Here is a 16,573-nt window from a genome sequence, read left to right on the forward strand (position 1 = left end):
CGCCGGCTTCCTCGGTAGAATGGAATCCTTATGACCGCGCACATACCCGGCACGACCGAAAACCAGTCCAGCACCACATCCGATTCAGCCGCGGAGCAGCCGGAGCCACAGCCGATTCCGGTGCTGGAAATGCCGCGGGACGGCGTGCCGCTGGTCATTGATTCCCAGCGCGGCCTCGAACGGGCCGCAGCGGCCCTGGCCGCGGGCACCGGCCCCGCCGGTGTCGATGCCGAACGCGCCTCGGGATTCCGCTACGGCCAGCGCGCGTTCCTGGTCCAGATCCGCCGTGAAGGCGCCGGTACCTGGCTGATCGATCCGGAAGCCTTCGATGACCTGCGCATCATCAACGACGCCCTGAGCGGCGTCGAGTGGATCCTGCATGCGGCGACCCAGGACCTGCCCTGCCTTTCGGCACTGGGCATGTGGCCCGACAAGCTTTTCGACACCGAACTGGCCGCGCGCCTCGCCGGACTGCCCCGCGTGGGCCTGGCGGCCGTCATCGAAGCCCTGCTCGGCTTCTCGCTGGCCAAGGAACATTCGGCTGCGGACTGGTCTACCCGCCCGTTGCCCGAACCGTGGCTGCGTTACGCCGCGCTCGACGTCGAGGTCCTCGCCGAGCTGCGCGTGGAACTGATCCGCGTCCTGGCGGAAGCCGGCAAGCTGGAACTGGCCGAGGAGGAATTCGAAGCCATCCGTACCGCTCCGCCGGCGCCTCCGCGGGTGGATCCCTGGCGCCGCACCTCCGGCATGCACCAGCTCCGGGACCGCCGCCAGCTGGCCGCCGTCCGCGAACTCTGGACCGAACGCGAGCACCTGGCCGAGCTGCGGGACACCGCACCCGGCCGGCTGATTCCGGATTCGGCCATTGTCGCCGCCGCCCGGGCCATGCCGACGACCGTGCCGCAGCTGCTCAAGACCCCCGGCTTCCACGGCCGCGCGGCACAGAAGGAAGCTCCGCGCTGGCTCCGCTGCATCTCCGCGGCGCGCTCTACTGCGGACCTGCCCCCGCTGCATATCCCGACCCATGCACCGCCGCCTCCCCGCGTCTGGGCCAAGAACGATCCGGCAGCCGCTGCCCGCCTGCAGACCGCCAAACCGCGGCTCACCGCGCTGGCGGAGAAGCTGAACCTGCCGCTGGAGAACCTGCTCACGCCGGACCATCTGCGGCGCCTGGCCTGGCGTCCGCCCGCCGAAATCAACCTGGAGACCGTGGGCGCCGCACTGCGCGACCTCGGTGCCCGGGAGTGGCAGATCGAGCAGACCGCCGCTGTCCTCACCGTGGCCTTCCTCGATCCGGACCCGCTGGAGGAAAAGCCGGCTGAGGACAAATCCGCCGGCCACCGCGGCCGCTAGCGGGTAGAGCCTGGTTCCCTACTGCTTCCAGGTGGTAATCCGGTGGGCATGCTCCGGCAGCCACTCCTGAAGGGGAGCCACCAGTTCCGGGTCCACAACCACGTCAAGGTCCATGGAGGACTCCAGGATCGGCTTGATGGCATCGGGTACCCGGTTCGGGCCCTTGTACAAGGGCTTCAGCATGGAAATCGCCGGCTGAACGCCTTCTGACCAGATACCCTGCAGCGTCAGCGACCACTGCGCCATCAGCAGCGGATCAGTGCCGACGTCGTGCCCCACATAGATAAACGGCTGCCTGCCTGGAACGGCCATGGCCTCGAGCTTCTCGATTGACTTAGGGAGACGCCCGGACAGTGACTCGTCCTGGTTGACGGCAACCTCCGAGCCAAACGCCGAGGCCTTCAGTCCCTTTTCGTCCAGGCCCGTGTACGGGGCACCGAAGAAATGTGTGGCGCAGAGAGTCGCGACGACCGATGCCGCGGTGACCATGCGCCGGTCAGAGACTACGCGGATTCGCGGGAGCAGAAGTTCAGCGGCACCAATGACTGCGCAGGCCACCGCAACCAGTTCCACTGCCAGCATCGACTTGTGGAAGTAATACGTGATCTCGTCGGCGCTTGCGAGCTGGAACACCGCCAAGGCAATGAGCAGCACGGCGGCATAGAGCGGTGTGGCAAGAAGCCAGCCCGAATGCTCAGCCCTCTGGATGGTGCGGGACCGGGTCCCGCGTGACGCTGCCAGGGCCCAGACCACCACGACATTCGCCATAACGAAAATAAGGGTATGGCCGGGATCCGCTTCACTCATCCCGCCGTCAGTGTTCAGCACTTCGCCTGCAGACAGTTTCCGAAGCTGCCAGGCGGCAGCCAGTACGCCTGCGAAGCCAATGGCGATAATCAGGACCTGGCCTGTGAGTTCCGGCCAGCGCCAATCGCGGCGATGCGACAGCAGATACGCGGCATAGACGATAACCGCCGGGAGGCAAAGGACGAGCAGCAGGATCCAGCCATGTGCCACTCCAACAACGGCAAGCACCAGAGCCGCTGACGAGACAAGAGGATGCAGGAGTGTCCGCAGGTGCACCAGCGCTATAACGGCAATGCAGAGGGCCACAGCAAGTCCGAAGTTCGGGAACGCGTTGAACACCGGGATGGCCCCCGGGCCCACAACCCAGGCAGTGCAGGCCAATGCCGTCAACGGTGCCGTCACTGCAAGACGGCGCCGGAACACCGGCAGGGCAGTCAGCGCCGAAACCACCAAAACCGTCCCGAGGATGGAACTGACCCCCACAAGCTTGAGGAACAGGGTAGCTTCCCCGGCGGCGTCCATGGCTTCGCTGCCCATGGAAATCTCCGCAAGGGACGCCAGCAGGGCGTGATAGCCCTGCGGATACGACGAGGCGGTCCACGAGCTGCCGTCGAATGCCGGTGGAAGCACCGCGATCACCGAGCCGTGGTTCCGGATCATGTTGAACATGTTGAAGTGCGGCACAAAATCCCAGGACCGCGTCAGGAGGAACAGGGTGGACTCGAGACTTCTCGAGAAGAGGTAATTATGGACAATCCAGGTTGACGCAGCGCCGGCAAGGAGCGGAAGAACGTCCATCGAACGGAACTCCGGCAGCAGCCTCCGCAGGGACAAGCCCCTGGCAGCCACAGCACCGGCCGAACCACACAGGACCCCCGCTGCCAGCGCCAACAGGATAGTGCCCCGGTCCGTAAACAGCAGGTCGGCTCTGACCCACCACAGGAACGGGGAAATGCCGGCAAGTCCAATGATGCCAAGCAGGATCCGAAGCGAAAAAGACCTGGCGACGGGCGTAAGCATGATCATCCCGGCCAACAGGACCAAACTGCCCCACCCGACCAGTCCTCCGGCTGCCCGGACCGCCACGACTGTCCCAAACCCGGCAGCGGAGCAAAGCAGGGAGACCAACACCCACGTGAATGTGGCACTGCGGGTGCGGCGCGCGGCCCGATGGGAGGACGACAAATGACGCGGGAGCGCAGTGCTCTGTTCGTCGGTGGCTGTTGTTCTGATCTCGTCCCCCGTTAACTATCCCGAAAAATCCCGGCGTCTTACAATACCAGCAGTGTGCCATCGGCCTGCCCCCTCCGTGATGCACGGAACGCCGCCCGCTCCTAGCCAGTGGCTGCTGACCCTCCCAGATCCAGTTCAAGCACCCATGCCTCCGCGGTTTCCCCGCGTGGATCGATCACGAATCCCAGCCCCTGGTAGGCCCGCAGGGCGACGGCGTTCCCCTTGGCGACCCTCAACCCCGCGCTTCGGGCGCCCTCGGCGCGGGCCCGTCCCAGGACCAACCGCATCAGCCGTTTCGAAAGCCCCTGCCCCCGGAACATCGGGTCCACGATGACCCGGGCAATATGCGCGTGCCCGTTCTGCACGGTCAGCTCGGCATGCCCCAGCGGCGCACGCCCGGCACACATTACCCAAGAGCTAAGTCCCGGCACGGCTGCCGGTTCCGCGAACTGTGCACCGGTTGGCGGCCACGACAGCCGGGGTCCGGCAAACATCAAAAGCGCGGCATCGTCGGGAATCCAACTGATGACGGTGTCCAGGTCCCGGGAAGTACGTGGGCGCAGGGATAGCGGTTCGGGCATGTATGGATTATCGTCACCCGCGACGGCACCCGGTAGTGCCACCCCTCAGGAAAGCGGATCCACTATGGACGAGACAGCTTCGACGATCTACCGCACGCACATCGCAGCCACTCCCGGCCGGGTCTGGGCAGAGCTGACTGCTGCCGGCACCCCGAAGGCCTGGATGTGGGACTCGGTCCTGACCGGATCGATCGCGGAGGGTAGTTCCTATGCCTTCCGCTACGACGGCGAGGACCTGATCACCGGAACGGTCCTGACGGTGGAGGCTCCCGTACGCCTGGCCCTGACCTTCAACCCGGAATGGGATGGAACGGTGGCCGCCGAACCTCCCGGTGTCCTCGAATACACCCTGGAACAAGCCGGAGGCGGGTGTGATCTCACCGTCCGCATCACCGGACTGCACGGTGCCTCCGCCATCTCCGTGGACCATGACACACCGGGCATCTACGCGGGACTGAAGACACTGTTGGAAGCAATACCCGTGGCCGGACAGGCGGAACCTGTCTAGGGGTTGGGCAGCCCTGTCCCAGGGCGCAATAATTGCGGATGCCACTTCTCGCGCAGACCCCGGACACACTCCAAGTGGGGAGGTTCACCCTCCACATCCTGACGGCGGCGGACTGGCGCCTTGAGCAGGCCCTGTCCAGGGACGGCGACGTCATCCGCTGGACCCTCTTCCCGCCGGACCTCAGCGAGGATCGGGCCCGCTACCGGATGAGCCGAGCAGCGGAAGCCCGCGGCGAGAGCCTCCTGGCCCGGTACTCGCTGCGGGAGGGCAAGGAGGTGCTGGGCACAGCGGGAATCTCATCCACGGTGGACGGCACGCCTGAGCTTATGTATGCACTGTTGCCCTCCGGCCGCGGCCGGGGCGCCGCCACTGCCGCCACGCGCGGACTCAGCGACTGGGCCCTGGCCAGCGGCATTCCCAAGGTCGCCCTGCGCACCATCTACGGAAACAGCCTGAGTGAGGCTGTTGCGCGCAGGGCCGGATTCCATCCGGTGCGGACCGAGCAGCAACGCCAACGCGGTGCACTCGTCAAGATGTACTACTGGACCCGGGCCGGTTCGGACGGCACTCGGCTGACGGACTAGTCGCCGGTGGAGCCGTCCAGCAGCTCGCGCAGAATGTCCAAATGGCCGCAGTGCCGGCCGGTTTCTTCAATCATGTGCACCAGCACCCAACGCACGCTCTGTTCCCCATTGCCGCCCCGGCAGCGGTCCTCCAGGCCATACCGCGCCAACACTTCCCGCGACCGGCGGCAGGCAGCGTCATAGTCGGCAAGCAGCCGGTCCAGGCTGTCTGACTCGGAGACGCGGAACTCGCCGTCCGGGTCCTCGTCGGACCACCGTGTCCGCACCCCCTGCTGCCCGTCTATCCGGCCCTGGAACCAGAACTGCTCGACGTCGGTCAAGTGCTGAACGAGTCCCGAGACCGTTGTCAGGGAGGGCAGTAGCTGTTTGGCGCCGTCGGAATCGCTGAGTCCTGCCGCCTTCAGGTGCACTGTGGCCCGGAAGTAGTCCAGGAAACCGATCAGGGTCTCACGTTCGCCTGCTGTCTCGGGCGGGTCCACCCGGATGTCATTTTCCATGGCCCCAATCTAAGTGTTCTTCCCCTTATCGGCCGTATTTACATAGGGTGCCGAACAGGTTAGGGTGGTAATCCCTTGGTTTAGACGCGGGCCCGGGTTCCTCTGTTTAGGATTCTCAATGACCCAACGTCCCATTGTTTCCATTGACCTGTTCCCGGCCTTTTCCGCAATGACGGACAGCACGCTTGAATCCCTGTGCGATCAGGCGTTTATCCAACTTGAAGACGGCCCCCTCGTTGAAGGGCTTCTTGCCTTCTACCTCTCCCTCCAAGCGGAGATTCGAGATCGTGAGGCCCAAACCGTTCCGAGGACGATGCTCCCGGCGGAGCAGCAGAGCGGCTGGCAGCCCGTTTCGGCCTAGACCGGGCCCGGCCCCCAAGCATTTTTCCGGCTGGCAAAGCAGCCTTAAACCAAGCCGTCCCGGCACCCAGCGCGTTGTACGCGCCGGGTGCCGGGACGGCTTGGTTAATGGTGCGGTCTAGCGGCGTACCTGGTTGCCCTTGCCGCGGCCGGCAACGGCCTCGGCGACGCCGATCAGCAGGACGGCGGCAACAACGGAGACGATGAAGCCAAGGATGTTGAGCTCCCAGATGTCTCCGGTGCCCAGCAGGCTGGCGATGACTCCGCCGATGACGGAGCCGACAAGGCCGAGAAGGAGGGTCGCAACGATTCCCAGGTTCTGCCGGCCCGGCTTGATCAGCCGCGCGAGGGCTCCGATGACAAGCCCTGCAATGATGAATCCGATCATGGTTCTGGTCCCTTCGTAGCGGTGCAGGCAACGGGAGCACGAGGCGCCCGCGCGTTCTGCAGTTAAGCTTAGACAAAACCCGCTGGATTTCCTAAGCGTGCTGTCTAATTCGGCTTGGACAGGCCGGGATAACCGGACGATTGGGTCCGGCCAGCCCGGCAGTGTCAGCTGCCCGGCTATCCGAAGACAGGCACCCCGTTGCGAACCAGGCGCCAGTTGTCCTCGGCGAAATCAGCCGGATCCACGGTCCCCTGGGCCACCACATAGTCGATGAGCAGCTGCCGGATTTCCGTCTGCTGGTTCACCAGCACCGGAGCCGTGGAAATGTGCGGGAAATTCCCGCCGCCGGACTGCCGGTAGTTGTTGGTCGCCACGGCAAACCGCTGGGCCGGATCCACCGGAGCCCCGTTGAAGCTCAGGTTGACGATGCGCTCCCCCACCGGGCGGCTGATGTCGATGTCGTAGTCGACGCCGGACATCATGTCGTAGTTATAGTCGGGAGTGCCGCCTGCGTTGGTCAGGGTGGCGGGATCCACCGGTACGCCGGGGGCGGTCTGGGTGAAGTACTTCGCCGAGTACTCCAGGTAATCCTTGACCTGTGCGCCGGTCATTTCCACGCCGAACAGGGTGTTCGGGAAGACGTACAAACCGGCGAGGTCCCGGATGGTGACCGGACCGGCGGGGATTTCCGCGGTGCGGCTGAAGGGTGCCACCAGCGAGAGCACCGGCAGGTCCGCGTTGGGGCCGCCGTCGAGCGCCCGGTCCACCGCCTGGGCCTGGACGGAATTCACGAAGTCCATCACGGCGGTGTCGCGGTACCGGGACTCCTCCGCGGGCATTGACTCGGTGGCGTTGCCGACGGGCGTGTTGACGTAGTCGATCACGCGCTGGTGCTGTTCGGCCACCAGTTTGGAGACCACGGGGTCCGCCTCGACGGTGTTGGCGTTCAGCAGGGATGCCGACGCCGAGGTCACGTCCCACTGCCCCCGCACCTTGGTCAGTTCGAAGTCCATAACGGACAGGCGCATGCCCCAGTTCAGCGGCTCGGTCAGCAGTACCTTCTCGCCGGTGGTCTTGTTGGCGACGAACCGTTCAGGGATTTCCTGATGGGCATGGCCCACCAGGATGGCGTCGATGCCGGGCACGGTTTCAGCCAGCTGGGTGGAAGCGTTTTCCAGCGGCAGGTCGTCGCCGTAGGAGGAGGTGCCGGAGGTTCCCGAGTGGGAGCTGACCACCACCACGTCGGCGCCGCGTGCCTTCATTTCGGGAACGTATTTCTGTGCCTGCTCCACGATGCCGGGAAATTCGAGCTTCCCGTCAACGTTGTTCTTGTCCCAAATGGCCACCCCCGGATTCGTGAGTCCCAGGATCCCGACCTTCACGGGTTTGTTGCCCTTCGTCTTGACCGTCTTGATGATGTACGGGGTGAAGGCAGGTTTGTCCGTTGCTGCGTCCACGGCGTTGGCCCCGAGCAGCGGGAAGTCCAACTGGCCTTCAAACTCGCGGAGCAATTCGAGGCCGTAATTGAATTCATGGTTGCCCAGTGCGGCGGCGTCGTAGTCCATGGAATTCATTGCCGCAGCCATGGGATGGATTTCCCCGGTCTCCGTGATCGGCTCCGTGTTGGCGAAATAGTCGGTCAGGGAAGTGCCTTGGATGGTGTCGCCGGCATCTATAAGCATGGTGGATTCCACGCCGCGGTCGGCGCGGACGGAGTCCACCAGTGTGGAGACCTTTGCCAATCCGACGTCGTTGTGTGCTGCGTCGTCGTATTCGCCGTCCTTGAAGTAATCCCAGTTCTCGACATAGCCATGCATGTCGGAGGTCCCCATGACCGTGACACTGGTCTTCTGGTCCTTGCCGGCATGCTCGGGCGGCGCGGCTGCTGCGGGTGTCATCGACACGAGTGTAACTGCCACGGCCGCGGTGACTGCGGTGGCAGTGCCCCGGCGGCGGACGGATGAATGCATCAATCTAAACAACTCCTCATAGTGCGTGTGAATGTCCCCTTAGGCACCCTTACAGGTAAAAGTTCCATTCCGGAAGACCTCGGCGTTCTTTTGCTTCCACTTTTCTCCAAATAAAAAAACTCCAGTCTGTCCGGCCTGAAAGGCGACATCCAAAACGTAACGTAATCCCACCTCACTCACACGCTGCACTAAGGGGAAGCCTTGAAAAACGAAAACAGGCGCCGGAGTTTCCGGTGCGCATTGGTATTGGCCATCGGCAGTGCCGTTGCCCTCTCCCCGGTGGCGGCCGTGGCCGCCCCGGCCAAACCTGCGCTGGCACCCAGCGGGTTCTCCGGTGCGCCGGGACCGGACGGGAACGCCGCCAAATCAGACGACCGTTCCGATCCGGCGGCCGACGAACGCCGTCAATTGAACCAGCAGGCTATTGAAAAGGTCCTCCGCTCAGAAGCGCCCGTGCAGACGCGCGGCGGTTCAAAGGCCGTGCAGGTGGCGCCCGGGCAGTGGGCGGAGTACGGACTGGAGGACAGCGACCAGATCCTGTCCTTCCTCATCGACTTCGGCACCCAGGTGGATCCGCGCTTCCCGACTGCGCCCGCCGGGCCGCAGCACAACCAGATTCCGGAACCGAACCGCGCGGTGGACAACTCGACGTACTGGGAGCCGGACTTCGACCGGCAGCACTATCTAGATATGTTCTTCGATCCCCAGGGGGAATCGTTGAAAACGCTCTATGAGGAGATGTCCAGCGGCCGCTACACGGTCGACGGCGATGTCAGCGACTGGGTTACGGTCCCCTACAACTCCGCCAGCTACGGGGAGACCGAGAGCCAGCAGGACATGACCCGCTTCGTGCAGGACGCCGCCGACGCCTGGTACGAGGCGCAGATTGCTGCCGGCAAGACTGCCGCGGATATCGACGCCTACCTGGCCGGGTTCGACCAGTGGGACCGCTACGACTACAACAACAACGGCAACTTCGATGAGCCCGACGGCTACATCGACCACTTCCAGGCCATCCATGCAGGCGAGGGCGAAGAGGCCGGCGCTCCGACGTCGACCATCTGGTCGCACCGCTGGTCAGTGGGCCAGGCCGGCGCCGGCACGCAGGGACCCGCGACCAACCCGTTCGGTGGTATCCGGATCGGTGATTCCAAGGTCTGGATCCGCGACTACACCACGGAACCGGAAAACGGCGGGCTCGGCGTGTTTGCACACGAGTACGCCCATGACCTCGGACTTCCGGATCTCTACGACACCAGCGGCGGCGAAAACAGCACCGGGTTCTGGACGCTCATGAGCTCCGGTTCCTGGCTGGGCCACGGCAACGGAACAATCGGCACCACACCGAACCATATGGGGGCCTGGGAAAAGCTGCAGCTCGGCTGGCTGGACTACGACACCGCGGCCGCCGGCACAAAGTCCACCCACAAGCTCGGCCCGGCCTTCCACGCAACCAAGAAACAGCAGGCCCTGGTGGTCACGCTGCCGCGGGATGCCGCCGGAAACGGCCGTTACTACATTGCCGAAAACCGGCAGTACATGGGTTACGACGACACCCTGCGGACCGGCCCGTACAACTTCGGCTGGGCGGTCAGCGCCCCGGACCGGGTAGAGCACTACCCGTACCAGGACGGCTTGCTGGTCACGTACTGGAACGCCGGACAGCGGAACAACAACACCCAGCAGCACCCGGGTGCGGGTCTGATCCTTCCGGTTGATGCGCATCCGCAGACCCTGCGGTGGTCCGACGGCACCATCGCCCGCAACCGCATCCAGAGCTTCGACGCCACCTTCGGCAAGGAAGCCACCGACCCGATCCTCCTGCACCGGGAAACGGCCACCGGAATGACGACTCTGCAGGCACCGTCCCGTCCCGGCGTTCAGGTATTCGATGACACCAACCCGAACGCCTACTACGATCCGGCGAACCCGCAGGCGAGCGTGGTGGTGGCCGGGACGGGCACGAAGATTACCGTCGTGAACAGTAATCCGAAGGGCATGATGACGGTGCGGGTGAACTAGGCCGCCCCTGGCTGGTTCCAGCGGTTGGCCCGCCTACGGGCCTGGCTCCGGCGGCAACGAAATTCCAGAGCTCGCAGAGCTCGCTTGGAATATTAAAGCCGCCTCCGCCAGACCCTACGGCTAACCCGCAGCGTCACCGCACAATCGAAAAGGCAGGGCCTCGGTATCGTCCGAGGCCCTGCCTTTTCCTTGTTGCGGTCGTCCCTAGATCGCTATGCCCCAGTTGGTGGGGAGTCTTCCCAGTATTCTTCGCCGTCCTCGTCAAAACGGCCGGTCGGGGTGAGGCCCAGGTGGCGGGCGACCGAGGCTGAGGCAGTGTTTTCCGGATGGATAGACGCCGTGATCCGGACCGGTGGTTGTTGGTGCCGCAGCCAGGTGACCATGGCTCGGGCAGCCTCGGTGGCAGCACCCCGACCCTGGAACGCCTCACCCACCACCCACGCAACGTCCGACGTCGCCCCGTCCGTCTCCACCGTGGCCTGGACAAACCCGATGCTTCTGCCCTGTTCACGGATAATCCAGTTGAGCCACGCCTCACGGCCGTCCGGCGATGATCCAATCGATTGGGCGGCATACCGCTTCTCCAGCTCCTCAGCTGTCGGTGCCTGACCGCCGATGTACTGGTAGATGGCTGTGCCGGCCAAAACGCTCACCATGTCGGCCGCGTGGTGCACACCCAACGGTTCCAGTGTGAAGCGGTCGGTGGGGATCAGTGCGGCCCGCAGGATGTCCGGCATCGCTTCCTCCTAAAGGATCCGCTGGAAGAGCAGATGGTCCTGCCACTCTCCGGCAATTCGCAGGTAGTCCGGTGCCATGCCGATCCGCTCGAACCCTGAGCGGTCCAGGACTCTCTGCGACGCGGCGTTCTCAAGCAGGGTTGCCGCCTGGATCCGGTGCAGCCCCAGCTGGCTTCGACCCAATTCGACGACTGCCGCCACCGCTGCAGTGCCGATCCCCCGTCCGGCGTAATCGCCGTCCACCCAGTAGCCGAGGTTGGCCGATTGGAAGGGACCTCCGACGATCCCGGTGAGGGTAATGGTCCCGATGATCCGCTCGTGATGAACCAGGACCCAGGGCACCTCCGTACCCGCGGCATGCTGGACCAGCTTTGATCGGATGACCGAGCGTTGGCCGGCAGGAGTGAAGAACGAATCCTCCCGGAGCGGTTCCCAAGGCGCCAAGTAGGTCCGGTTCCGGTGGTAGGCCGCAGCGAGTGCATCGGCGTCGGACAAGTCCGCGACTCGAAGCCGGACACCGTGCAGCAGCTGTGTGGCGGGGAAAGGTTCGCTAAGCACACTTCAGGGTAGCTGCCGTGTTCCCGGTCACTGTGTAAAGCGCCTACGCCGCGCGTCGCCACCGGAGCGCCAGTGCAGGGCCCGCGCAATGCCCGCCGTCTCCCACGCGGCCAACTCGCAGGTTGGTGTGGAAAGCTGGCCCCATGAATAGGACGGAACGGATTCCAGCGTGGCTGCGCCGCACCGGCATTGAGGTGGCCGGATGGTCCCTGGTGATCCTGGGCCTGGCCGCTCTGGTGCTCCCCGGCCCGGGGCTGCTTATGGTGGTGGCCGGGCTGGCCGTCCTGTCCCTGCGCTATGCGTGGGCCCACCGCTGGCTGCATCCAGTGAAAGCACGCGCTTTCCGTGCGGCCGCTCAGGGGGTGCAGACCACGCCGCGGATTGTCGCGACTGTCTGCGGCGGCCTGGCGGTCATGGCCGCCGGCGTGATCTGGGGGCTTTGGCGGCAGGTGCCGCATTGGTGGCCGCTGCAGGATTCCTGGTGGCTGCCCGGCGGGTGGGTCACCGGTGGAACGCTCATTGGGTCGGGCGTCATCGGCCTGGCCCTGATTGTTTACAGCTATGTGCGCTTCCGCCGTCCGGGGTCAACCCGTCACTAGGTCCTCGACGCCGGGGGCCGGCCCGTCTAGCGGAACCCGGCCAGCGACTTGGTAAAGGCGACCGGCAGCGCGGCCAGCCCGGCCAGCACTGCCCACAGCCAGAGCACCGGCAGGGTGCCCGCTGCCGCTGCCGCCAGCCCGGCCAGCAGCGCTGCCACGGGCATCACGCCGAGGGTCAGCGTCCGTTGCGCGGCACCTACCGTGGCCAGTTCGTTCCGCGGCACCGTCCGGGGCAGCACTTCCGCACCGGCGACGCCGGACAGAGCCACCAGGCAGCCCCAGGCCAGGGTGGAACCCGCTAGCCACGCCAGCGCCGGACCGGGGAGGGCGGAACAGAACACCGCCAGCAGGACGGCGGGCACCGACAGCAGGGCGGCACCGGTCCTGACCGCTTTCAGCCCCAGCCGGCCTGTGAGGTACGGCGCGGCCGCAGCACCGGAAACGGCTCCGAGAGCGGACAGCACCCCCAGGGCCGCAAAGGCCGGCGGCGCAACAGCCAGGTCTCGCAGCACGTAGACCGGCAGGACGGTGTTGCCGACCATGGCACCGGCATTCGTCAGGCAGGCGGACAGGGTCAAGGCCCTCAGCGCCGGGGTGCGCCGGAGCGTGGCGAATCCACGGCGGGCCCGCCCACGTGCAGGGCGCCCGGGAGCCGGTGCAGCCGCAGGCAGCCGGATCCCGAGTTGAACCAGCCAGGACGAGGCATAGGCCGCAGCACCGGTCAGGAGCAGCACCGGCATGCCCAGCAGACCCAGAACAGTGCCGGCCGCGGCAGCGCCGCCCGCAGTAGTCGCCTGGTTGATCATGGCCAGCCGTGAGTAGGCCCGCTTCATTCCCTGCGGACCGGACACCACCGGGACAACGGTGGAATGGGCGGTGGTGAAAAGGAGGTCCGCGATGCCGATCAGCACGGCAGCAGCGAACAGCCCGCTTCCGGAGAGCCACCCCTGCCAGGCGCCGGCGGCGAGGAACAGCAGGACTCCGCAACGCAGCAGGGAAGCTGCCCCCATCGCAAGCAGCGGTTTGCCGCTGCGGTCCACGGCCACTCCGGCGCTCATACCCAGCAGCAGGAAGGCTGCAATTCCGGTGGCGTTGAGAATACCCACGAATACCGGCCCGAGACCCAGCACCGCAACCGCAAGAATGGGCAGGGCCGTGCGGGTCAGGGCGTCGCCGAAACCTTCCGCCGCACCCGTGGAGGCGAGGAAGCGGAAAGGGCGTCCGCTCCGCCCCCCGTCGGCCGTCACCGGATCCGGAAGTTGATCAGTAGCCACGCGACTCCCCCTCATGTGTCAGGTAATGCCTGACACATACTTTCAGGGGTTGCCTGACAGCACAAGGGGTAGGTTCGATGGACCGCTGGCTAGACTGGGGCCATGCCTTCTGAGCTGAGCGGTACGGACCGCGATCACCCGGGAAACGAGCCCTTTATGTGTTCGTTCTGTCTTCGGCCGCGGGAGGAAACCGGAGTATTGGCAGCGGCCCCCACCGCAGCCATCTGCCGGGACTGTGCGGAAGGTGCCCGGAAACTGCTGGATACACCCCGTCCGGCGGACCCCGATCCGCTGCCGGCCACGCCCTGGGACGCGCTGAGCAACGACGAGTTGCTGGAACGGCTCCCCCGCGTTGCGGAAGCACGGGACCAGGTGGAGGAGCAGCTACGTCGCTGGGTGGGAGCGGCCCGCGCCAGGAGCATCAGCTGGGCCGCCATCGGCTCGTCGCTGGGGATGTCCCGCCAATCCGCATGGGAGCGTTTCCGGACCGCGCCCTAGGCTACGGGAGCAGCTTGAGCGCCGCAGACAGGTAGGGTGCCGTCCGGCTGGCGTCGCACGCGGCGACGTCGTCGGCGGTGCCGGCGCAGATGATCCGGCCGCCTTCCTCGCCGCCGGAGGGGCCCATGTCGATGACCCAGTCCGCGGACGCCACCACATTCATGGAGTGCTCAACCACCACCACGGTGTTGCCGTTATCCACCAGCCGGTTCAGCTGGCGCAGCAGCAGCTGCACGTCCTGCGGGTGCAGGCCGGTGGTCGGCTCGTCGAGCAGGAACAGCGTATGGCCGCGGCGGGCGCGCTGCAGTTCGGTGGCGAGCTTGATCCGCTGTGCTTCGCCGCCGGAGAGCTCGGTGGCGGGCTGGCCCAGGCGCAGGTAGCCCAGCCCGACGTCGAGCAGCGTCCGCAGGCTCCGGGCTGCCGCCGGAACGTCAGCCAGGAACTCGGCGGCGGTTTCCACCCGCATCGCCAGGACATCGGCAATGCTCTTGCCCCGGTAGGTGACCTGCAGGGTTTCCTCGTTGTAACGGGCGCCGTGGCAGACCGGGCAGGGGCCGTAGGTTCCGGGCAGGAACAGCAGTTCGACGGCGAGGAAGCCTTCGCCCTGGCAGGTCTCGCACCGTCCGCCGGCCACATTGAAGGAAAAGCGTCCGGCGTTGTAGCCGCGGGCGCGGGCTTCCTCGGTGCCCGCGTACAGCTTCCGCACCGCGTCGAAGAGTCCGGTGTAGGTGGCCAGGTTGGAGCGCGGGGTGCGGCCGATGGGCCGCTGGTCCACCCGGACCAGCCGGTCCAGGTGTTCCAGTCCGGCAATGCTGCGCACGTGGGCCCCCGGATCATGTTCTTCGGGAGCCTCCGGGTCTTCGGGTTCAGTCGGCACGCCGTTCACCTGGCGGCCCACCGTTTCGGCCAGGACCTGGCTGACGAGGGTGGATTTGCCGGAGCCGGAGACGCCGGTCACCGCGGTGAAGACCCCGAGCGGGATCTCCGCGTCCAGTCCGCGCAGGTTGTGCCGGGTGATTCCCTTCAGGCTCAGCCACTGGTCCGGCGTGCGGCGGGCCGGCTTTGCTGTTTCGGCCTCCCCGAAGAGGAACGGACGGGTGGCGCTCTCCTCAACCTCGGCCAGGCCCTCGACCGGTCCGCTGTAGAGCACGGTTCCGCCGCCGTCGCCGGCCTGGGGACCTACGTCCACAATCCATTCGGCGCTGCGCACCACATCCATGTTGTGCTCAACGACGAACACGGAGTTGCCGGCGTCCTTGAGTTCCTGCAGCACGGTCAGCAGCGGCTCGGCGTCGGCCGGGTGCAGTCCCGCGGAGGGCTCGTCCAGGACATAGATAACCCCGAAGAGGCCCGAGCGCAGCTGGGTGGCGATCCGCAGACGCTGCATTTCCCCGGGTGAAAGGGTGGGGGTGGCACGGGAGAGGCTGAGATAGCCGAGGCCCAGGCCGATCAGCACCTCCAGCCGGCCCAGCAGGTCCCGCGTGATGGTTACCGCAACTTCAGTGTCTTCATTGGAGGCCGCCGCACGGGAGGCGGTGCCCGCAGATTTCAGTTCCGCCGTCGGCCGGATGATTTCGGCCAGCTCCGCCAGCGTGGCGCCGTTCAACTCGGCAATGTTCCGGCCGGCGAACGTGACGGCGAGCGCCTCGGGACGCAGGCCCGCTCCGCCGCAGACGGGGCAGGGACCGGACACCATGTAGGCCAGGACGCGTTCGCGCATCTGGGCGCTGCCGGAATCCGCGAGGGTGTGCATCACGTAGCTCTTGGCGCTCCAGAACCGCCCCTTGTACGGTTTGGCTACGCGGTCGCGCTGCGGGGTGATCATGACTACCGGCTGTTCTTCCGTGAACAGGATCCAGTCACGGTCCTTCTTCGGCAGCTTCTTCCAGGGCACGTCGACGTCGTAGCCGAGCTGGATGAGGATGTCACGCAGGTTCTTGCCCTGCCAGGCTCCGGGCCAGGCGGCAATCGCGCCGTCCCGGATGCTGAGGCTGGGATCCGGGACCAGGGACTCTTCGGTGACGGTATGCGCAATGCCCAGTCCGGAGCACTCCCGGCAGGCGCCGGCGGCTGTGTTCGGCGAGAAGGCGTCAGAGTCGAGGCTGCCCGGTTCGGCATTTGCCGGATAGGTGCCACCGCGCGAATACAGCATCCGCATCGAGTTGGAGAGCGTGGTGAGGGTGCCGACGGTGGAGCGCGAGCTGGGGGCTCCGCGGCGCTGCTGCAGGGCGACGGCGGGCGGCAGCCCGGCGATTTCCTCCACCTTCGGGTTGTGCCCCTGCGAGAGCAGGCGGCGCGCATAGGGGGCCACCGACTCGAAGTAGCGCCGCTGCGCCTCGGCGTAGATGGTGCCGAAGGCCAGGGACGATTTACCCGAACCCGAAACCCCGGTGAAGGCGACAATCGCGTCGCGAGGGATGTCGACGTCGACGTTGCGCAGGTTGTTCTCCTGCGCTCCGCGCACGCGCACCATGCCGCTGGCGTGCAGATTAGGGGCAGATTCCGGGGAAGTTTTCGCGCTAGTCATCATCAACAGGTTACCGAGCCCGTGCTCCCGGGACTAAATCATCAGCATGCTTTCCGCCTAGAGCGTGAGCTGCCGGA

At 65.9% G+C, this 16,573-nt stretch carries 16 protein-coding genes; 7 read left to right on the top strand and 9 right to left on the bottom strand.

Annotated elements, in window-relative coordinates; translation table 11 throughout:
- Positions 1-30: 30 nt before the first annotated feature.
- Positions 31-1,353, top strand: a complete 1,323-nt coding sequence (locus tag NNX35_RS10370) for an HRDC domain-containing protein (RefSeq protein WP_255867707.1) — start codon at positions 31-33, stop codon at positions 1,351-1,353.
- Positions 1,354-1,371: 18 nt separating this feature from the next.
- On the opposite strand, the gene NNX35_RS10375 is transcribed toward NNX35_RS10370, so the two are convergent.
- Both NNX35_RS10375 and NNX35_RS10380 read right to left on the bottom strand, forming a co-directional pair.
- Positions 1,372-3,180, bottom strand: coding sequence for a hypothetical protein (locus tag NNX35_RS10375; protein WP_255867708.1), 1,809 nt, complete (start codon positions 3,178-3,180; stop codon positions 1,372-1,374).
- 314 nt (positions 3,181-3,494) lie between these two features.
- Positions 3,495-3,974 (bottom strand): GNAT family N-acetyltransferase, encoded by a 480-nt coding sequence (locus NNX35_RS10380; protein ID WP_255867709.1) that lies wholly within the window; start codon positions 3,972-3,974, stop codon positions 3,495-3,497.
- A gap of 64 nt (positions 3,975-4,038) precedes the next feature.
- Here NNX35_RS10380 and NNX35_RS10385 point away from each other — a divergent pair, with 64 nt between their 5' ends.
- Together NNX35_RS10385 and NNX35_RS10390 are read left to right on the top strand one after the other, a co-directional pair.
- The gene (locus NNX35_RS10385) at positions 4,039-4,482 is read left to right on the top strand and encodes an SRPBCC domain-containing protein (RefSeq protein WP_255867710.1); all 444 of its coding nucleotides are present in this window, start codon (positions 4,039-4,041) and stop codon (positions 4,480-4,482) included.
- A 38-nt stretch (positions 4,483-4,520) separates the two neighbouring features.
- Positions 4,521-5,066 carry a GNAT family N-acetyltransferase gene (locus NNX35_RS10390; protein WP_255867711.1) on the top strand — a complete coding sequence of 182 codons (546 nt, stop codon included), beginning with the start codon at positions 4,521-4,523 and terminating at the stop codon, positions 5,064-5,066.
- Here the strand turns inward: NNX35_RS10390 and NNX35_RS10395 are convergent.
- On the bottom strand, positions 5,063-5,563 hold the full coding sequence (locus NNX35_RS10395; protein ID WP_255863209.1) for a DinB family protein: 501 nt from the start codon (positions 5,561-5,563) through the stop codon (positions 5,063-5,065). The two genes, NNX35_RS10390 and NNX35_RS10395, sit on opposite strands and share 4 nt — an antisense overlap.
- 118 nt (positions 5,564-5,681) lie before the next feature.
- Here NNX35_RS10395 and NNX35_RS10400 point away from each other — a divergent pair, with 118 nt between their 5' ends.
- The gene (locus NNX35_RS10400; protein ID WP_255867712.1) at positions 5,682-5,924 is read left to right on the top strand and encodes a hypothetical protein; all 243 of its coding nucleotides are present in this window, start codon (positions 5,682-5,684) and stop codon (positions 5,922-5,924) included.
- 117 nt (positions 5,925-6,041) lie between these two features.
- On the opposite strand, the gene NNX35_RS10405 is transcribed toward NNX35_RS10400, so the two are convergent.
- Together NNX35_RS10405 and NNX35_RS10410 are read right to left on the bottom strand one after the other, a co-directional pair.
- Positions 6,042-6,311 (bottom strand): GlsB/YeaQ/YmgE family stress response membrane protein, encoded by a 270-nt coding sequence (locus tag NNX35_RS10405; protein WP_255867713.1) that lies wholly within the window; start codon positions 6,309-6,311, stop codon positions 6,042-6,044.
- A gap of 176 nt (positions 6,312-6,487) precedes the next feature.
- Complete coding sequence (locus tag NNX35_RS10410; RefSeq protein ID WP_255867714.1) at positions 6,488-8,209, bottom strand: bifunctional UDP-sugar hydrolase/5'-nucleotidase; 1,722 nt, start codon at positions 8,207-8,209, stop codon at positions 6,488-6,490.
- Positions 8,210-8,482: 273 nt separating this feature from the next.
- Between NNX35_RS10410 and NNX35_RS10415 the strand changes: the two genes are divergently transcribed.
- Positions 8,483-10,303 (top strand): immune inhibitor A domain-containing protein, encoded by a 1,821-nt coding sequence (locus tag NNX35_RS10415; RefSeq protein ID WP_255863212.1) that lies wholly within the window; start codon positions 8,483-8,485, stop codon positions 10,301-10,303.
- Positions 10,304-10,515: 212 nt separating this feature from the next.
- Here NNX35_RS10415 and NNX35_RS10420 read toward each other — a convergent pair whose 3' ends face one another.
- The gene (locus NNX35_RS10420) at positions 10,516-11,040 is read right to left on the bottom strand and encodes a GNAT family N-acetyltransferase (RefSeq protein ID WP_255867715.1); all 525 of its coding nucleotides are present in this window, start codon (positions 11,038-11,040) and stop codon (positions 10,516-10,518) included.
- A 9-nt stretch (positions 11,041-11,049) separates the two neighbouring features.
- Positions 11,050-11,598, bottom strand: coding sequence for a GNAT family N-acetyltransferase (locus NNX35_RS10425; protein WP_255867716.1), 549 nt, complete (start codon positions 11,596-11,598; stop codon positions 11,050-11,052).
- A 143-nt stretch (positions 11,599-11,741) separates the two neighbouring features.
- Between NNX35_RS10425 and NNX35_RS10430 the strand changes: the two genes are divergently transcribed.
- A complete protein-coding gene (locus NNX35_RS10430; RefSeq protein WP_255765899.1) occupies positions 11,742-12,197 on the top strand; it encodes a PGPGW domain-containing protein in 456 nt (151 codons plus the stop codon).
- A 26-nt stretch (positions 12,198-12,223) separates the two neighbouring features.
- On the opposite strand, the gene NNX35_RS10435 is transcribed toward NNX35_RS10430, so the two are convergent.
- The gene (locus NNX35_RS10435) at positions 12,224-13,471 is read right to left on the bottom strand and encodes an MFS transporter (RefSeq protein WP_255867717.1); all 1,248 of its coding nucleotides are present in this window, start codon (positions 13,469-13,471) and stop codon (positions 12,224-12,226) included.
- Positions 13,472-13,573: 102 nt separating this feature from the next.
- Here NNX35_RS10435 and NNX35_RS10440 point away from each other — a divergent pair, with 102 nt between their 5' ends.
- The gene (locus tag NNX35_RS10440; protein WP_255867719.1) at positions 13,574-13,969 is read left to right on the top strand and encodes a ClpX C4-type zinc finger protein; all 396 of its coding nucleotides are present in this window, start codon (positions 13,574-13,576) and stop codon (positions 13,967-13,969) included.
- Between the two features lies 1 nt (position 13,970).
- On the opposite strand, the gene uvrA is transcribed toward NNX35_RS10440, so the two are convergent.
- Positions 13,971-16,496, bottom strand: a complete 2,526-nt coding sequence (uvrA, locus tag NNX35_RS10445; RefSeq protein ID WP_255867720.1) for an excinuclease ABC subunit UvrA — start codon at positions 16,494-16,496, stop codon at positions 13,971-13,973.
- Positions 16,497-16,573: the final 77 nt, after the last annotated feature.

It is taken from the genome of Arthrobacter sp. zg-Y844, from assembly GCF_024385465.1.
GTDB lineage: Bacteria > Actinomycetota > Actinomycetes > Actinomycetales > Micrococcaceae > Arthrobacter_B.

Bases quoted from the DNA above. Each gene is read 5' to 3' on its own strand.
- NNX35_RS10370 (WP_255867707.1), top strand. From the start codon at position 31: ATGACCGCGCACATACCCGGCACGACCGAAAACCAGTCCAGCACCACA.
- NNX35_RS10375 (WP_255867708.1), bottom strand. From the start codon at position 3,180: ATGCTTACGCCCGTCGCCAGGTCTTTTTCGCTTCGGATCCTGCTTGGC.
- NNX35_RS10380 (WP_255867709.1), bottom strand. From the start codon at position 3,974: ATGCCCGAACCGCTATCCCTGCGCCCACGTACTTCCCGGGACCTGGAC.
- NNX35_RS10385 (WP_255867710.1), top strand. From the start codon at position 4,039: ATGGACGAGACAGCTTCGACGATCTACCGCACGCACATCGCAGCCACT.
- NNX35_RS10390 (WP_255867711.1), top strand. From the start codon at position 4,521: ATGCCACTTCTCGCGCAGACCCCGGACACACTCCAAGTGGGGAGGTTC.
- NNX35_RS10395 (WP_255863209.1), bottom strand. From the start codon at position 5,563: ATGGAAAATGACATCCGGGTGGACCCGCCCGAGACAGCAGGCGAACGT.
- NNX35_RS10400 (WP_255867712.1), top strand. From the start codon at position 5,682: ATGACCCAACGTCCCATTGTTTCCATTGACCTGTTCCCGGCCTTTTCC.
- NNX35_RS10405 (WP_255867713.1), bottom strand. From the start codon at position 6,311: ATGATCGGATTCATCATTGCAGGGCTTGTCATCGGAGCCCTCGCGCGG.
- NNX35_RS10410 (WP_255867714.1), bottom strand. From the start codon at position 8,209: ATGACACCCGCAGCAGCCGCGCCGCCCGAGCATGCCGGCAAGGACCAG.
- NNX35_RS10420 (WP_255867715.1), bottom strand. From the start codon at position 11,040: ATGCCGGACATCCTGCGGGCCGCACTGATCCCCACCGACCGCTTCACA.
- NNX35_RS10430 (WP_255765899.1), top strand. From the start codon at position 11,742: ATGAATAGGACGGAACGGATTCCAGCGTGGCTGCGCCGCACCGGCATT.
- NNX35_RS10440 (WP_255867719.1), top strand. From the start codon at position 13,574: ATGCCTTCTGAGCTGAGCGGTACGGACCGCGATCACCCGGGAAACGAG.
- uvrA (WP_255867720.1), bottom strand. From the start codon at position 16,496: ATGACTAGCGCGAAAACTTCCCCGGAATCTGCCCCTAATCTGCACGCC.